The organism is Niveispirillum fermenti, assembly GCF_048066175.1.
Classification (GTDB): Bacteria; Pseudomonadota; Alphaproteobacteria; order Azospirillales; family Azospirillaceae; genus Niveispirillum; species Niveispirillum fermenti.
Genome location: NZ_JBLTXA010000012.1, coordinates 70,700 through 85,892 on the forward strand (window position 1 = coordinate 70,700; position 15,193 = coordinate 85,892).

At 66.5% G+C, this 15,193-nt stretch carries 13 protein-coding genes; 6 read left to right on the forward strand and 7 right to left on the reverse strand.

Translation table 11 applies throughout. The features are described from left to right. Positions 1–19: 19 nt before the first annotated feature. Entirely contained in the window at positions 20–1,726 is a 1,707-nt protein-coding gene (locus ACM9LZ_RS14005) for a methyl-accepting chemotaxis protein (RefSeq protein ID WP_416620101.1), read from the forward strand. 97 nt (positions 1,727–1,823) lie between these two features. Next, positions 1,824–2,687, forward strand: a complete 864-nt coding sequence (locus ACM9LZ_RS14010) for an HpcH/HpaI aldolase/citrate lyase family protein (protein WP_416620102.1) — start codon at positions 1,824–1,826, stop codon at positions 2,685–2,687. A 136-nt stretch (positions 2,688–2,823) separates the two neighbouring features. On the opposite strand, the gene gatA is transcribed toward ACM9LZ_RS14010, so the two are convergent. After that, on the reverse strand, positions 2,824–4,305 hold the full coding sequence (gene gatA, locus ACM9LZ_RS14015) for an Asp-tRNA(Asn)/Glu-tRNA(Gln) amidotransferase subunit GatA (RefSeq protein WP_416620103.1): 1,482 nt from the start codon (positions 4,303–4,305) through the stop codon (positions 2,824–2,826). Then, entirely contained in the window at positions 4,305–4,607 is a 303-nt protein-coding gene (gene gatC, locus ACM9LZ_RS14020) for an Asp-tRNA(Asn)/Glu-tRNA(Gln) amidotransferase subunit GatC (protein ID WP_416620104.1), read from the reverse strand. Before gatC ends, gatA begins: the two co-directional genes overlap by 1 nt. A gap of 130 nt (positions 4,608–4,737) precedes the next feature. Here gatC and ruvX point away from each other — a divergent pair, with 130 nt between their 5' ends. Continuing rightward, on the forward strand, positions 4,738–5,244 hold the full coding sequence (gene ruvX / locus ACM9LZ_RS14025; RefSeq protein WP_416620105.1) for a Holliday junction resolvase RuvX: 507 nt from the start codon (positions 4,738–4,740) through the stop codon (positions 5,242–5,244). Between the two features lie 41 nt (positions 5,245–5,285). Here the strand turns inward: ruvX and ACM9LZ_RS14030 are convergent, their stop codons facing one another. Continuing rightward, entirely contained in the window at positions 5,286–5,825 is a 540-nt protein-coding gene (locus tag ACM9LZ_RS14030; RefSeq protein WP_416620106.1) for a GNAT family N-acetyltransferase, read from the reverse strand. Positions 5,826–6,118: 293 nt separating this feature from the next. Between ACM9LZ_RS14030 and ACM9LZ_RS14035 the strand changes: the two genes are divergently transcribed. Together ACM9LZ_RS14035 and ACM9LZ_RS14040 are read left to right on the forward strand one after the other, a co-directional pair. Continuing rightward, the gene (locus ACM9LZ_RS14035) at positions 6,119–6,892 is read left to right on the forward strand and encodes a TerB family tellurite resistance protein (RefSeq protein ID WP_416620107.1); all 774 of its coding nucleotides are present in this window, start codon (positions 6,119–6,121) and stop codon (positions 6,890–6,892) included. 62 nt (positions 6,893–6,954) lie between these two features. Beyond that, positions 6,955–8,781: an ABC-F family ATP-binding cassette domain-containing protein gene (locus ACM9LZ_RS14040; protein WP_416620108.1), complete on the forward strand. Its 1,827-nt coding sequence runs from the start codon at positions 6,955–6,957 to the stop codon at positions 8,779–8,781. A 119-nt stretch (positions 8,782–8,900) separates the two neighbouring features. On the opposite strand, the gene ACM9LZ_RS14045 is transcribed toward ACM9LZ_RS14040, so the two are convergent. From ACM9LZ_RS14045 to gltX, 3 genes are all read right to left on the reverse strand, one after another. Next, positions 8,901–9,053, reverse strand: coding sequence for a hypothetical protein (locus tag ACM9LZ_RS14045; RefSeq protein ID WP_416620109.1), 153 nt, complete (start codon positions 9,051–9,053; stop codon positions 8,901–8,903). 76 nt (positions 9,054–9,129) lie between these two features. Continuing rightward, positions 9,130–10,458 carry a citrate synthase gene (gene gltA / locus ACM9LZ_RS14050; protein WP_416620110.1) on the reverse strand — a complete coding sequence of 443 codons (1,329 nt, stop codon included), beginning with the start codon at positions 10,456–10,458 and terminating at the stop codon, positions 9,130–9,132. 109 nt (positions 10,459–10,567) lie between these two features. Continuing rightward, positions 10,568–11,971: a glutamate--tRNA ligase gene (gltX, locus tag ACM9LZ_RS14055; protein ID WP_416620111.1), complete on the reverse strand. Its 1,404-nt coding sequence runs from the start codon at positions 11,969–11,971 to the stop codon at positions 10,568–10,570. Between the two features lie 300 nt (positions 11,972–12,271). Here gltX and ACM9LZ_RS14060 point away from each other — a divergent pair, with 300 nt between their 5' ends. After that, positions 12,272–14,347, forward strand: a complete 2,076-nt coding sequence (locus ACM9LZ_RS14060) for a ComEC/Rec2 family competence protein (RefSeq protein WP_416620112.1) — start codon at positions 12,272–12,274, stop codon at positions 14,345–14,347. A 32-nt stretch (positions 14,348–14,379) separates the two neighbouring features. Here the strand turns inward: ACM9LZ_RS14060 and ACM9LZ_RS14065 are convergent, their stop codons facing one another. Beyond that, positions 14,380–15,072, reverse strand: coding sequence for a glutathione S-transferase N-terminal domain-containing protein (locus ACM9LZ_RS14065; RefSeq protein WP_416620113.1), 693 nt, complete (start codon positions 15,070–15,072; stop codon positions 14,380–14,382). Between the last annotated feature and the right edge of the window lie 121 nt (positions 15,073–15,193).

Below are 15,193 nucleotides of genomic sequence, written 5' to 3' on the forward strand. Positions count from 1 at the left end.
CTTTTGAAAGAGATGTTCCATGCGCAGCCTGCGTGACGCCAAGATCAAGACCCGCGTGCTGATCGGGTTCGGGGTCCTGCTGACCTTGCTGGTGGTCCTGACCGGCATTGGCGTGCAGAAGGTCAGCCTGATCGATGACAGCCTGACGCGCATCAACGAGGTGAACGGTGTGAAGCTGCGCCACGCCATCAATTTCCGTGGCAGCGTGCATGACCGCGCCATTGCCCTGCGCGATGTCGTGCTGGTGGAGGATGCGGCCACCATCGACACCATCGTCGCCGACATAAAGCGGCTGGAGGCGGCCTATGCCCAGGCGGCCCGCGGCATGGACGCCATGTTTGCCGGCCGCACCGACATCCTGCCGGAGGAACGGCAGATCCTGGCCGCCATCAAGCAGATCGAGGCCCGGACCCTGCCGGGCATCGAGCGCGTCATCGAACTGCACCGCGCCGGCCAGACCCCGCAGGCGCGGGAGCTGCTGCTGGGCACGGTCCGGCTGGATCTGGCCGAATGGCTGGCCCGCATCAACCGCTTCATCGACAAGGAGGAGCAGGACAACGGCATCATCGGCGACGAGACGCGGGCACAGGCGCGGGGTTTCTCGCTGCTGATGCTGGCCGTCTGTGCCGTCTGTCTGGTGGTGGGCATCGGCATTGCCACCTGGACCGTGCGGGCCATTCTGCCGCTGCGCCGCCTGACCGAGGGCATGTTGCGGCTGGCCAACGGTGACCTTGGCACCGAGATCCCCGATGCCGTGTCGGGCAACGAGGTTGGCGACATTACCCGTGCCGTGCAGGTCTTCAAGCGCAATGCCATCGAGGCCGGCCGTCTGCGGGAAGAACAGGCGGCCGCAGAGGAAAGGTCAAAGGTCGCCCGGCAGGCCGAAATGCAGGCCCTGGCCCGGCGGTTCGAGGATGATGTCCAGGCCGTCGTGACGGCGGTGGGCCAATCCTCCACCCATATCCGGCAATCGGCGGAGCGGCTTCGCAGCACGGCGGGCAATGCGGAAGAACGGGTGGACACGGTGGAGCATTCCGCCACCCAGGCCACGGACAATGTGCAGGCCGTGGCCGCCGCGGCGGGGCAGCTTGCCACCTCCATCCGCGAAATCGCCCGCCAGATCGAGGAAAGCGCTGCCAGCACCCGCCGCGCCGCCGACCAGGCCGCCATGACCAACGGCATCGTGGACGGGCTTTCGGAAAGGGCCGAGCGGATCGGCGATGTGCTGGGCCTGATCTCGGATATCGCCTCCCAGACCAACCTGCTGGCCCTGAATGCCACGATCGAGGCGGCGCGTGCCGGAGAGGCGGGCAAGGGTTTTGCCGTCGTGGCGTCGGAGGTGAAGAACCTGGCCGGCCAGACGGCACGCGCCACCGACGACATCGCCCAGCGCATCGCCGAAATCCAGTCGGCCACCGGCGATGCCGTGCGGGCCATCAAGGAGATCGGCACGACGGTGGAACAGGTGAACCATATCGCCGGTGCCATTGCTGCGGCCGTGGAACAGCAGAATGCGGCAACCAATGAGATCGCCCGCAGCGCACAGCAGGCGTCGCGCGGGGTGGAGACGGTCAGCCAGGCCGTTGTCGATGTGCGCGACGGTACGGCCCGCACCGGTGAGGAGTCGCGGCAATTGCTGACGGCCTCGGCCGAACTGACGGGCCATGCCGATGCGCTGAAGGCGCAGGTGGATCGCTTCCTGTTGTCTGTACGTACCGGTACGTGACCGGTCAGACGGGGTAATGCCCGCATCCGGCGGGCGTTGCCGGGCGGCTGGGTGTCGGTTACCCTCCGCCCGGCTTCAGTCAACGGGAAACAATGCCATGACCCTTCGTCCCCGCCGTTCCGCGCTCTACATGCCCGGCGCCAATGCCCGCGCCCTGGACAAGGCCCGGACGCTGGCCGCCGACGTCCTGATCCTGGACCTGGAGGATGCGGTGGCGCCTGACGCCAAGGAACAGGCCCGCGCCCAGGTGCTGGCATCCGTGCATGAAGGCGGCTATGGCAGCCGTGAACTGGTCATCCGCACCAATGGGCTCGACACCGAATGGGGTCATGCCGACCTGGCCGCCGCCGCCCTTTCAGGAGCTGATGCCGTGCTGATCCCCAAGGTGGACAGCGCCGAAGGTGTGCGTCTGGCCGACCGCGTGCTGCGTGCTGCCGGTGCGCCGGACAGCCTGCGCCTGTGGGTGATGATGGAAACGCCCCGCGCCATGCTGGCCGCAGGTGAGATCGCCGGGGCATCCGCGCGCCTGGAATGCCTGGTCATGGGCACGTCGGACCTGACCAAGGACCTGAACGCGCTGCCCACGCGCGACAGGCTGCCCATGGTGACCAGCCTGGGCCTGTGCCTGCTGGCGGCCCGCGCCTATGGCCTGACGGCACTGGACGGGGTGCATGTCGATCTGGACGATGCGGACGGTCTGGCCGCATCCTGCCGCCAGGGTCGGGAACTGGGCTTCGACGGCAAGACCCTGATCCATCCAAAGCAGTTGGACGCCGCGAACACCGCCTTCGCGCCCACCTCGGAAGAGGTTGCCCGCGCCCGCCGCATCATCGATGCCCATGCAAGCGCGGTGGCGGAAGGCAAGGGTATAACCCTGGTCGATGGCAAGCTGGTGGAAGCGTTGCATGTGGAGACGGCGCGGCGCGTGGTGGCGCTGGGCGAGGTCGTCGGCATTTCGTGACCGGCGAAACGCTCAAACCAGGGGCATGCCGAAAAGCAGGATGCCCGCCTTCACCACCGGATGAAGGCGGGCATCGGACTGGGCGCCCTCAAACGGCCCCCTCCGGCCGGATAAGGGCCGGCGGGGGGCAGGGCGATCAGCGGCAGAAGAAGGGCAGCGGTTGCGGGCCGGCGGCCTTTTCCATCACCTCGGCCACGCGCAGCAGCGTCTCTTCGTCAAACGGCCGGCCGATAAGCTGGAGACCCAGCGGCAGCCCGTCCGACGCCAGACCCGCCGGCACGGAAATACCCGGCAGGCCGGCCAGGCTGGCCGGCACCGTGAACACGTCGTTCAGGTACATGGCGATCGGGTCGTCCTGTTTCTCCCCGATGGCGAAAGCGGTGCTGGGGGCCGTGGGGGTCAGCAGGATGTCGCACTGTTCGAACGCCTTGGCGAAATCCTCCGCGATACGGGCGCGGACCTTCTGGGCCTTCAGATAATAGGCGTCGTAATAGCCGGCCGACAGCACATAGGTGCCGATCAGGATGCGGCGGCGCACTTCCTTGCCGAAGCCCTCGCCACGGGTATTCTCGTACATCTCCGCCAGGTCCTTGCCCTCGACCCGCAGGCCGAAGCGGACGCCATCATAGCGGGCGAGGTTGGAGGAGCATTCGGCGGGGGCGACGACGTAATAGGTGGCCAGCGCGTACTTGGTGTGGGGCAGGCTGACCTCCACCGGCGTGGCGCCGGCTTCCTTCAACCAGTCGATGCCCTGCTGCCAGACACGCTCGATCTCCGCCGGCATGCCATCGACGCGGTATTCCCGGGGAATGCCCACGCGCAGGCCGCGAATGTCCCCCGTCAGCGAGGCCAGCAGGTCCGGCATCTTCATGTCGACGGACGTGCTGTCCTTGGGGTCGAAGCCAGCCATGCTCTGCAGCATCAGGGCCGCATCGCGCACGGTGCGGGTCATGGGGCCCGCCTGGTCCAGCGAACTGGCGAAGGCGATGGTGCCCCAGCGGGAGCAGCGACCATAGGTGGGCTTGCAGCCCACGATACCGGTGAAGCTGGCCGGCTGACGGATCGACCCGCCCGTGTCTGTGCCCGTCGCGGCGATGGCGAAGCGGCCGGAGACCGATGCGGCGGACCCGCCCGACGAGCCGCCGGGCACCAGCTTACGCTCCGCACCAGCCGGGTCCTTGGCGGTCCAGGGGTTCAGCACGGGGCCGTAATAGCTGGTGATGTTGGCCGAACCCATGGCGAATTCGTCCAGGTTCAGTTTGCCCAGCATCACGGTGCCGTCACGGAACAGATTTTCCGTGATCGTGCTTTCATAGGTCGGCTTGAACCCGTCCAGGATATGGCTGGCGGCCGTGGTCAGCACGCCCTTCGTGCAGAACAGGTCCTTGATGCCCATGGGCATGCCGTCCAGCGGCCGTGCTTCCCCCTTGGCATAGCGCGCGTCCGACGCCTTGGCCTGTTCCAGCGCGATGTCCGGCGTTTCCGTGATGAAGGCGTTCAGCGGACGCGCGGCCTCCACGGCGGCGATGTAGGCGTTGGTCAGTTCCAGCGCCGTGAAATCCTTGCTCTTCAGGCCGGCCAGGGCCTCGGACATGGAAAGATGGGTCAGGTTGGTCATTATTCGACGACCTTGGGCACGGAGAAGAAATGTTCGGCGGCGTCGGTGGCGTTGGCCACGATCTTTTCCGGATAGCCGCCATCGGTCACGATATCGGGCCGGCGGCGCAGCGTCTGGGCTGCGACCGAGGTCATCGGCTCGACCCCGTCGGTATCGACCTCGCCCAATTGCTCCACCCAATCGAGCAGCTTGTTCAGCTCGCCCGCCAGATGTTCCTGCTCCTCCGCCGGAACCTTGATGCGGGCAAGGTGGGCGATCTTCGCCACGGTCTTGGCGTCCAGGGTGGCCTTGTCCTGCGACATGGTGCTAAATCTCATCATTGCTGCGGGCTGTCGCCCCGGCCGTCCGCGTTCGGAAGACGTGGGCGCGAAAGCGTTTGGAAGCTAGCATCCCATCATGTCGATCCGCAACCTTGTGGAAATAAAAGCGGTCATGCCGCGCAACGCCCGCCTGATCGGACTGGATATCGGGGAGAAGACCATCGGCATGGCCGTATGCGATCCCGGTTTCACCGTCGCCTCGCCCATCGGCACGATCCGGCGCACGAAATTCACCCAGGACGCCCAGGAACTGGCGCGTGCCATGAAGGATCGCGACGTGCGCGGCCTGATCATCGGCCTGCCGGTGAACATGGACGGGACGGAGGGGCCGCGTTGCGACAGCGTGCGCGAATTCGCGCGCCAGATCCTGATGCGCCCGCAATTCTTCGGCAATGTGGAACCGGAAATCGCCTTCTGGGATGAAAGGCTGTCCACCAGCGCCGTCGATCGCATGATGATCGAATGGGACATGACCCGGAAGCGCCGGGACGAGGTGGTGGACAAGATGGCCGCCGCCTACATCCTGCAGGGCGCGCTGGATTACATGAAGCGTGCGGAACAGGAAGCGGCCCCGGACGCTGATGCGGATGATGCGGATGATGACGGGGGGCGGGGCTGATGCCTGTCCCGGGCCGGTGATGACCGCTGCCGGCCGGTGGTTCAGGCCGCGCGGGGCAGGGCGGCCGGCTCCAGCATCATGGTGAGGGCGCTGCCCCCCTGGTCCATGGCCTCCGCCGTCAGGGAGAAGACATCGGCCGGGGCCAGCATGAAAACGCATCGCACGTCGCCGCCGTCGAACCGGACCTGGGCCGACAGGCGGCCGGCGATGCGCAGCATGCGGTGATTGTCGCCCAGACAGTGAAGCTCGATGGCGCGGATGCCGCGGTTGCGGGCCATGGTCATGGCCCGGCGGACCATCATTCTGCCCAGCCCCCGGTTCTGCCAGCCATCCTCGATGGAGATCGCCAGCTCGGCCCGGCCGTCATCGACGCCAAGCTCCACGGCCCCGCGGACCTGCCCGCCGCACAGGGCGACCAGTACGAGGGACCGGCCCCAGTCGATCCGGCCGACATGGCTGCGCACGACATCGTCGCAAACCCCACCCATGAAGCGGGCACGGCGGTCTGTCTTGGACAGGCGCAGCAGATGGGCGGCATAGCGCTCGGCTTCGGCGGGCAGCAGCGGACGGAAAACGGTCATCTCTGATCAAAGCCTCAAGGGAAGGTCGGCAGGCACGCAAACGCCATCCGTCGGCCGTTCTCTCCCGTGTCCCGCTATCGCATGTGCGAGATTTTCTTGTGCGCTGCAATATATCGCCCTTGGCCCTGTCTGTGAAGGGTGGGGCTGCCATGCCCGGAATGCGGATATCAAGATTTCGGTGGCGGGTCCGTTCCAACAATATTGCAACGGGGGGCCATGCCATTATGTTCAAGGCAGCACCTACATCCAGCGACGGGCATCCAGCGACGGGCATCCAGCGACGGGGGGCGGTTTTGAGCATCTGGGGCAAGGTCATCGGTGGGGCTGCCGGATTCGCGCTGGGCGGGCCGCTGGGCGCGCTGCTCGGGGCGCTGGCGGGCCATGCCGTCGATGAATACCGCGCCGCCGAGCAGGTGCCGCGTGGTGTGGACGCCAATGGCCGCCCCGACCAGACCCAGACCATCGCCTTCACCGTCGGGGTGATCGTGCTGTCGGCCAAGATGGCCAAGGCCGACGGGGTTGTGCAGCGGGCGGAGATCGACGCCTTCAAGCGCATCTTCCAAGTCCCGGAAGGGGAGATGCGCAATGTCGGCCGCCTGTTCGATGCGGCCAAGCGCGACAGTGCCGGTTTCGAACCCTATGCGCGGCAATTGGCCCAGATGTTTCAGGACCGCCCGGCCGTGCTGGAGGAATTGCTGGCCGGGCTGTTCCATATCGCGGCGGCCGATGGGGTCGTGCATCAGGCCGAACTGGTCTTCCTGCGCCGCGTGGCCGATATCTTCGGCTTTCCCGCGGCAGAGTTCGAGCAGGTCTGGCGCCAGCATGGCGCGCATCTGGAAGGCGCGGACGAGCCCGACGCCGATCCCCATGCCGTGCTGGGCGTGGCGAGGGACGCCGATTTCGCCACCGTGAAGGCCGCCTATCGCAAGCTGGTGCGGGAGAACCATCCCGATCGGCTGATCGCCCAGGGCTTGCCGCAGGAATTCATCGACCTGGCGCAGGAAAAGATGTCGGCCCTGAACGCCGCCTATGAAAAAATCGAGCGCGCGCACCGCGAAAGAGGGTAGAAGGCGGGGCGTTGCGGCGCCGGATGGACCGGCTCCTGCCCGACAGACCGGACCCTTGTGCCATGGCCCCGAACAATCCCGCCCTTGTCGCCCTCGCCGGCGCCTCCGTCCATCTGGGCTCCACCACCCTGTTCGAGAATATCGACGTGTCGGTGGCACGGGGGGAGAAGATCGCCCTTGTCGGCCGCAACGGATCGGGCAAGTCGACCTTGATGAAATGCCTGGCCGGCATCATCGATATCGACAGGGGCGAACGGTTCGTGCAGCCCGGCGCCCGTGTCGCCCATCTGGCCCAGGAACCGGATTTCACCGGCTTTCCCACCGTGGCCGAGTTCGTGGCTGGTGGCCAGGCCGAACCCCTGCAATATCGCGTGGACGCGGTCCTGGAGGCGCTGGACCTGCCGGGCGACCGGGCCTGTGCCACGCTGTCCGGCGGTGAATCGCGCCGTGCCGCCCTGGCCCGCGCCCTGGTGGATGAACCCGATGTGCTGCTGCTGGACGAGCCGACCAACCATCTGGACATCCCAACCATCCTGTGGCTGGAAAAGGAGTTGCAGCAGTTCCGCGGCGCGCTGCTGCTGATCTCCCACGATCGGGCGTTCCTGCAGAACCTGTCCAAGCGCATCCTGTGGCTGGATCGCGGCGTGTTGCGCACGACCGACCGCCCCTTCTCCGACTTCGAGACATGGCGCGACGAGGTGTTCAAGGAGGAGGAGGCGACCTATCACAAGCTGGACCGCAAGATCCAGGCGGAATTGAAATGGATGTGGGAGGGCGGCATTTCCGGCCGGCGCACCCGCAATATGGGCCGCGTGCGGCGCCTGCAGGGCATGCGCCAGGACCGGGCCGACCGCATCCGGTCGCGCCAGGTGAACTTCGCCGTCGCAGAGGGGGACACGTCCGGAAAGCTGGTGGTGGAGGCGGAGAACATCTCCAAGAGCTTCCAGGGGCCGGGGGGCGAGCGGGTCATCTGCCGCGATTTCTCCACCCGCATCCTGCGGGGTGACAAGGTGGGCCTGATCGGCCCCAACGGGGCCGGCAAGTCGACCATCCTGAAGATGCTGACGGGCGAACTGGCCCCCGATGGCGGCGCCATCCGGCTGGGCACCAATCTCCAGACCATCGTCTTCGACCAGCGCCGCGCGCAGTTGAACCCCAACGACACGCTGCGCCAGGTGCTGCTGCCGGAAGGTGGGGACAGCATCTGGGTCGGCGGCAAGCCGCGCCATATCGCCGGTTACCTGAAGGATTTCCTGTTCGACCCGTCGATGATGGAACAGCCCGTGCGGGCGCTGTCGGGCGGGGAGCGCAACCGCCTGCTTCTGGCCAAGCTGTTCGCCCAGCCCAGCAACCTGATGGTGCTGGACGAGCCGACCAACGATCTCGACATGGACACGCTCGACCTGCTGGAGGAGGTGCTGGCCGACTATGACGGCACGCTGCTGCTGGTCAGCCACGACCGCGACTTCCTGGACCGGCTGGTGACCAGCACCATCGCCGTGGAGGGGGATGGCGATGTCAGCGAATATGCCGGCGGTTACAGCGATTACCTGATCCAGCGCAAGGATCGGGACGAGGCGGCGCGCCCCGCCGCCACCCGGCCGGCCGCGTCACCCGCGTCACCCCCACCGGCCGCCGCGCCGAAGGCCAGGAAGAAACTGTCCTTCAAGGAGAACCGGGAACTGGAGGAACTGCCCACCCGGATCGAAGCGCTGGAAAAGAAGATCGCGCAATTGAACGCGAAGATGGGGGACCCCGCCTTCTATGGCAAGGACCCCAAGGGTTTCGCCAAGGCGACGGGGGATCTGACCAGCGCCCAGGCAGACCTGTCGGCAGCCGAGGAGCGCTGGCTGGAGCTTGAGGCCCTGCGCGAGGAACTGGAGGGCTGACCTGCCGGCCCGGCTTTATAAGCCCAAGCCCCCATGACACGCCCCCCATGACAAAGGCCCCGTCACGAAGGATGTGGCGGGGCCTTTGTCATGGGGGGCTGTCGGTGGCGGCGCGGCCGCTATCGGAATGCGATGGCCGACCAGGCAAGGCCACCCAGGATGCCGAACAGCAACAGCATGCGAACCGCCCGGCCCAGGCGCTTGGCCAGGGGGGCCGGATTGTCGTTTGCCGCATGCGGGGGGCGCCATAGGAAGGGGGTGGTGCCGGACATGTCCAAGGCACCACGGGCAGCCCCACGGGCGGCCCTTGAAGGGCCGCCCGCCTTGCCGTTGTGGCTATGCTTGCGCTCAGCCACGCTGATGCGCCGGAACGAAGTCGCGCTGCTGCTCACCGGTATAGAGCTGGCGCGGACGGCCGATCTTCTGGCCGGGGTCCTCGATCATCTCCTTCCACTGGCTGATCCAGCCGACGGTGCGGGCCAGGGCGAACAGCACGGTGAACATGCTGGTCGGGAAGCCGATGGCCTTCAGGATGATGCCCGAATAGAAATCGACATTCGGGTACAGCTTCTTCTCGATGAAGTACGGGTCGGACAGGGCGATACGCTCCAGCTCCACCGCGATGTCCAGCAGCGGATCGTCCTTGATGCCCAGATCGGCCAGCACGGCGTCGCAGGTCTGCTTCATGACCTTGGCGCGCGGGTCGTAATTCTTGTAGACGCGATGGCCGAAACCCATCAGGCGGAAATTGTCGTTCTTGTCCTTGGCGCGGGCCACGAACTCAGGGATGCGGTCCTTGTGGCCGATCTCCTCCAGCATCTTCAGCACGGCTTCGTTGGCGCCGCCATGGGCAGGGCCCCACAGGCTGGCGATGCCGGCGGCGATGCAGGCGAACGGGTTGGCACCCGACGAACCCGACAGGCGGACCGTGGAGGTCGACGCATTCTGCTCGTGATCGGCATGCAGGATGAAGATGCGGTCCATCGCCTTGGCGATCACCGGGTTCACCTTGTACGGCTCGCACGGGACGCCGAAGGTCATGTAGAGGAAATTCTCCGCATAGCCCAGGTCGTTGCGCGGATACATGAAGGGCTGGCCGACGGAGTACTTGTAGGCCATCGCGGCGATGGTCGGCAGCTTCGCGATCAGGCGATGCGAGGCGATCATGCGCTGCTTGGGATCGTTGATGTCGGTGCTGTCATGATAGAAGGCCGACAGGGCGCCGACAACGCCGCACAGGATGGCCATCGGATGCGCGTCGCGGCGGAAGCCGCGGTAGAACTGGGTCAGCTGCTCATGCACCATGGTGTGGCGCGTGATGGTGGCCTCGAACTCCTGCTTCTGCTTCGGGGTGGGCAGTTCGCCATGCAGCAGCAGGTAGCAGACCTCCATGAAGTCGGACTGTTCGGCCAACTGCTCGATCGGATAGCCACGATGCAGCAGGATGCCTTCATCGCCATCGATGAAGGTGATGGCCGACTCGCACGAAGCCGTGGACGTGAAACCCGGGTCGAAGGTGAAGCAGCCCGTTGCCCCGTAAAGCTTGCGGATGTCGATGACATCCGGCCCCGTCGTGCCGTGTTGGATGGGCAAGGTCACCTGCTTGCCCGTCCGGTTGTCGATCAGGGTCACCGTATCGGCGGTTCCAACGCCCGCCGTCTGGGTTGTCTGGCTCATGTTCGGCACGTCCTCAAGGGTTTCGTTATGGGGTTATCGCCCCAAATCTTTGCGATGTGGGGCGGAGTTTAGTGCCGCGCCGCAGCGAGTGCAACGCAACAGCACTTTCTTAACCACGGATTTTGACATCTTCCATACGTGAGAGGGCCTCCTCACGTCCGAGAATTTCCGCGACCTCAAAAATCGGGGGTGAAACGGTGGTTCCGGTCAAGGCGGCGCGCAGCGGCTGTGCCACCTTGCCAAGCTTGAGACTATTGGCTTCGGCGAAATCACGCACGATGCCCTCCAGGGCGACGGCCGACCATTCGGCGGAGCCGGCGAAACGCGCGGCAAGCTCCGCGACCTGGCCCCGTACCTCATCGGTCAGCAGGGCGGCGGCCTTGGCGTCGAGCGCCAGCGGGCGGGACGCGAACAGGTAGAGCGCGCCGTCAGCCAGTTCGATCAGCGTCTTCACGCGCGGCTTGAAGCCGGGAATGGAACGCAGGAAGCGGTCCTTCTCCGCGTCGGTCAGGGCGCGGCCGATCTTCGCTTCGATGAAGGGGGCGGTCAGGGTGGCCAGGCGCGCATCATCCGTTTCCCGGATATAATGGGCGTTCAGGTTCTCCATCTTCGCGAAGTCCAGGCGCGAGGGCGACCGGCCGATGCCTTCCAGCGTGAACCATTCGATGGCCTGCTCGGTGGAGATGATCTCCGCATCGCCATGGCCCCAGCCCAGGCGCAGCAGATAGTTGCGCATGGTTTCCGGCAGGAAGCCCATGTCGCGATAGGCCTCGATCCCCAGCGCGCCATGCCGCTTGGACAGCTTGGCCCCGTCCGGGCCATGGATCAGGGGGATATGCGCGAATTCCGGCGCCGCCCAGCCCATGGCGTTATAGATCTGAAGCTGACGGAACGTGTTGGTCAGGTGGTCGTCGCCGCGCACGACATGCGTTACACCCATGTCGTGATCATCCACCACAACCGCCAGCAGATAGGTGGGGGTGCCGTCGGAGCGCAGCAGGATCAGGTCGTCCAACTGGTTGTTCTGCACCCGAACCTCGCCCTGCACATGGTCGGCGACCACGGTTTCGCCTTCCCGGGGGGCCTTCAGACGGATGGCGGGTGCGATGCCGGCCGGCGCCTCCGAGGGGTCGCGGTCGCGCCAGCGCCCGTCATAGCGCGGCTGCTGTCCCGCGGCCTTCTGCGCCTCGCGCATCGCGTCCAGTTCCTCCGGCGTGCAATAGCAGCGGTAGGCCGTGCCATTGGCCAGCATCTGTTCCACCACGTCGGCGTGGCGGTCCTTGCGCTCGAACTGGCTGACGGCGTCGCCGTCCCATTCCAGGCCCAGCCATTTCAGACCGTCCAGGATGGCATCCACGGCCCCCTGCGTGGACCGCGCGCGGTCCGTATCCTCGATCCGCAGCAGGAACCGGCCCCCATGATGCTTGGCGAACAGCCAGTTGAACAGGGCCGTGCGGCCGCCGCCGATATGCAGGTAACCGGTGGGCGAGGGGGCGAAGCGGGTGACGATCATCGTGAAATCTCTTGGGAGAACCCGGAGGGCAAAGCTGTTTGACGGGTGGTTTAGCACAGGGCCGCCAACCCTGAACAGCGCGCCCCCGGGGTGGCTACCCCCGCGAAAAGTCGTGGGTTGCGCAAAGTTGCCGTCCAGTGGGAACTGCCCGGTCGTGCAGGGGCGGCCGGTCCCGGCCTTCCGCGTCCGGCAAGATCGGAGAATGCGGCGGCACGAAACCCAAAGATGATAGATGCCGACATTTCCTCTACTAATACTCCCCATCGGTGTTGACGGGCGGTTCGGGGACGGTCGGGCGGCATGGGATCGGACAAGGGCGGATGGAAGGGGCTGGAACGGCTGTCAGCGCCCTTCCTGGCGGAGCGGCAGCGCTGGATATTGTGGTTTCCGGTCTTTGTCGGCATCGGCAGCGCCCTCTATTTCAGCCTGTCATATGAGCCGCCTTCCTGGATGGGGGCCGCCATGCTGGCGGCAGGCACGGGTCTGGCGTTGGCGGCCCAGGTGCGGCGGCCCCAATGGGCGGCGGCCATCTGGATCACCCTGGTCGCCTGCGCCCTGGGCTTCACGGCGGGCCAGTACCGGACCCATCGTGTGGCCGCCCCTGTCCTGTTGTCGGAAATCGGCCCGACGGGGGTAACGGGGCGCGTGCTGCGGGTGGAACCGCTGGCGAATGGCATGCGCCTGGTCCTGACCGATGTCTCGATCTATGGATTGCCGCCCGACCGGACGCCCCACCTGCTGCGCCTGCTGGTCCGGGCCAAGGTGTCGCCGCCGGAGATCGGGCAGCCCGTGCGCCTGTTCGCCCGTGTCGGCCCGCCGGGTGATCCGGTCGAGCCGGGGGCGTTCGATTTCCGCCGTCACCTTTATTTTCAGGGGATTGGCGGCAGCGGCTTCGTCCTGGGGCCGCCGCGCCTGCTGGGGATGCCGGATGAGGCCTTCTCGCTGGAGCGCTGGCGGCAGGCCATTGCCGCGCGGGTGGAAAAGCGGCTTTCCGGGGCAGCGGCCGGTGTGACCACGGCGCTGCTGAACGGCCAGCCCAGTTCCATTCCCGAAGCCGATCTTGTGGCCATGCGGGAGGCGGGCCTTCAGCATCTCCTTTCCATCTCCGGCCTGCATATCGGGCTGGTGGCAGGACTGGTCTTTCTGGTGCTGCGGGGGGGCATGGCGCTGTGGCCGGCCTTTGCCCTGCGCCATGCAATCAAGAAATATGCGGCTGTTGGCGCGATGGCGGCCGCCCTGTTCTACATGCTGATGGTCGGGGCGCCTGTGCCGACGCAGCGGTCGGTGCTGATGACGGGGATCATGCTGCTGGCCGTGCTGGCGGATCGCAGCCCGTTTTCAATGCGGGTCGTGGCCATGGCGGCGCTGGCCGTGATGCTGGTCCAGCCGGAATCCATCACCGGGCCCAGTTTCCAGATGTCGTTCGCGGCCGTCATCGCGCTGATCGCCGCCTATGAGGTGGTGACGCCCTGGATGGCGGCGCGACGGCGCGACGGGGTGACATGGTGGGGACGGGCCCTGACCTATGCCGGGGGCCTGACGCTGACATCGGTGGTGGCCGGCTTCATCACCGTTCCCTTCGGCCTGCACCATTTTCAGCAGATGCAGAATTACGGCCTGCTGGCCAATTTGATCGCCGTGCCGGTCACCAGTTTCTGGGTGATGCCCTGGGGCCTTATCGTCTATCTGCTGATGCCGCTGGGGCTGGAGGGCTGGGCGATCGTGGCCATGGGCTGGGGGGTGGAGGCCATCCTGTGGGCGGCCCATCTTGTGTCGGCCCTGCCCGGTGCAGCCACCATGCTGCCTCATCTGCCCATGTCGGGGCTGGCCATCGTCACCTTGTCCTGCCTGTGGCTCTGTCTTTGGCAGGGGCGGGTGCGGCTGCTGGGGCTGGCCGGCATCCTGGCCGGGCTGTTGACCATGCCGCTGGCCGACAGGCCGGATATCCGCATCGGCGGGGAGGGCAAGGTGATCGCCGTTCGGCTGGCCGATGGCGGGCTGGCGGTTTCAACCCGCCGGACGGGCCGCTTCGACAGCGATGCCTGGGCCCAGCGCGACGGGCTGTCCGGTCCCGTCCGGACCTGGCCGCGGCAGGGCACCCCGGATGGCCGGCTGCGCTGCCGGGATGGGGGGTGCATTTACAGCCTGAACGGCCGGCGCGTGGGACTGGTCCTGGATGCGGCGGCGGCCGGCGGGCTATGCGCGGCTGGGCTGGATGCCGTCCTGTCGCGCTGGCCCTTGCCGGGCTGCGAGGCGCCGCTGGTGATCGACGAAGCCGTCCTGACGGCAAGGGGCGCACACGCGCTCCACCTGCGTCGGGATGGCATCGCCGTGGTGGCCACCCGCGCGGCACCCGGTGCCCGCCCCTGGGAATGATGCACGGGGGCGGGCGGGTCTTCCGGCGGCTTTCAGGGCTTCTTGCCGTAAAGGTTCGCGCGCTCCTCGTCCGACATGGGCGCACCGGCGGGGCGCACCTTGTCCGCCAGCAGGGCCAGGCCGCGCTGCACGGCGGGCCGGGCGGCGATGGCATTGAACCAGCGCTGGACGTTGGGATAATCGTTCAGGTCGATATCATATTTCGGCGCGCTGCGTACCCAGGGGAAGGTGGCCATGTCGGCGATGCCATAGGCGTCGCTGCCAAGATAGGCGGTCTCGCCCAGCCGCGTATTGGCGACCTTCAGCAGCCGCCTGGACTCGTTGCGGTAGCGTTCGATGCCGTAGGGCACCTTCTCCGGGGCATAAAGGATGAAATGGCCGGCCTGCCCGAACATGGGGCCGACGCCGCCCATCTGCCACATCAGCCACTGCACATGGCTGTACCATTCGGCCGGGTCCTGTGGCCGGAACTTGCCGGTCTTTTCCGCCAGATAGATCAGGATGGCGCCGCTCTCGAACAGGCTCAGCGGTTTGCCGCCCGGTCCGTCGGGATCAACGATGGCCGGCATGCGGTTGTTCGGCGCGATCTTCAGGAAGTCGGGCTTGAACTGATCGCCACTGCCGATATTGACGGGATGCACATCATAGGGCAGGCCCATTTCCTCCAGCGCGATGGAGACCTTGTAACCATTGGGGGTGGGCCAGACATGGAGTTGGATGGTCATTGTCGATCCTTTGTCGAAGGATGTTCGGGAGGATATGCCCGCACCCTAACGACAAAGAATTGGCCGGGAAAGTGCGGGTGCGCACAGCACCCGCCCGATCCCGGCCTGACAGGACATGGCA

What these genes read in the sequence shown, in the direction of transcription:
- ACM9LZ_RS14005 (WP_416620101.1), top strand. Translation starts at nt 20, where the DNA reads ATGCGCAGCCTGCGTGACGCCAAGATCAAGACCCGCGTGCTGATCGGG.
- ACM9LZ_RS14010 (WP_416620102.1), top strand. Translation starts at nt 1,824, where the DNA reads ATGACCCTTCGTCCCCGCCGTTCCGCGCTCTACATGCCCGGCGCCAAT.
- gatA (WP_416620103.1), bottom strand. Translation starts at nt 4,305, where the DNA reads ATGACCAACCTGACCCATCTTTCCATGTCCGAGGCCCTGGCCGGCCTG.
- gatC (WP_416620104.1), bottom strand. Translation starts at nt 4,607, where the DNA reads ATGTCGCAGGACAAGGCCACCCTGGACGCCAAGACCGTGGCGAAGATC.
- ruvX (WP_416620105.1), top strand. Translation starts at nt 4,738, where the DNA reads ATGCCGCGCAACGCCCGCCTGATCGGACTGGATATCGGGGAGAAGACC.
- ACM9LZ_RS14030 (WP_416620106.1), bottom strand. Translation starts at nt 5,825, where the DNA reads ATGACCGTTTTCCGTCCGCTGCTGCCCGCCGAAGCCGAGCGCTATGCC.
- ACM9LZ_RS14040 (WP_416620108.1), top strand. Translation starts at nt 6,955, where the DNA reads ATGGCCCCGAACAATCCCGCCCTTGTCGCCCTCGCCGGCGCCTCCGTC.
- ACM9LZ_RS14045 (WP_416620109.1), bottom strand. Translation starts at nt 9,053, where the DNA reads ATGTCCGGCACCACCCCCTTCCTATGGCGCCCCCCGCATGCGGCAAAC.
- gltA (WP_416620110.1), bottom strand. Translation starts at nt 10,458, where the DNA reads ATGAGCCAGACAACCCAGACGGCGGGCGTTGGAACCGCCGATACGGTG.
- gltX (WP_416620111.1), bottom strand. Translation starts at nt 11,971, where the DNA reads ATGATCGTCACCCGCTTCGCCCCCTCGCCCACCGGTTACCTGCATATC.
- ACM9LZ_RS14060 (WP_416620112.1), top strand. Translation starts at nt 12,272, where the DNA reads ATGGGATCGGACAAGGGCGGATGGAAGGGGCTGGAACGGCTGTCAGCG.
- ACM9LZ_RS14065 (WP_416620113.1), bottom strand. Translation starts at nt 15,072, where the DNA reads ATGACCATCCAACTCCATGTCTGGCCCACCCCCAATGGTTACAAGGTC.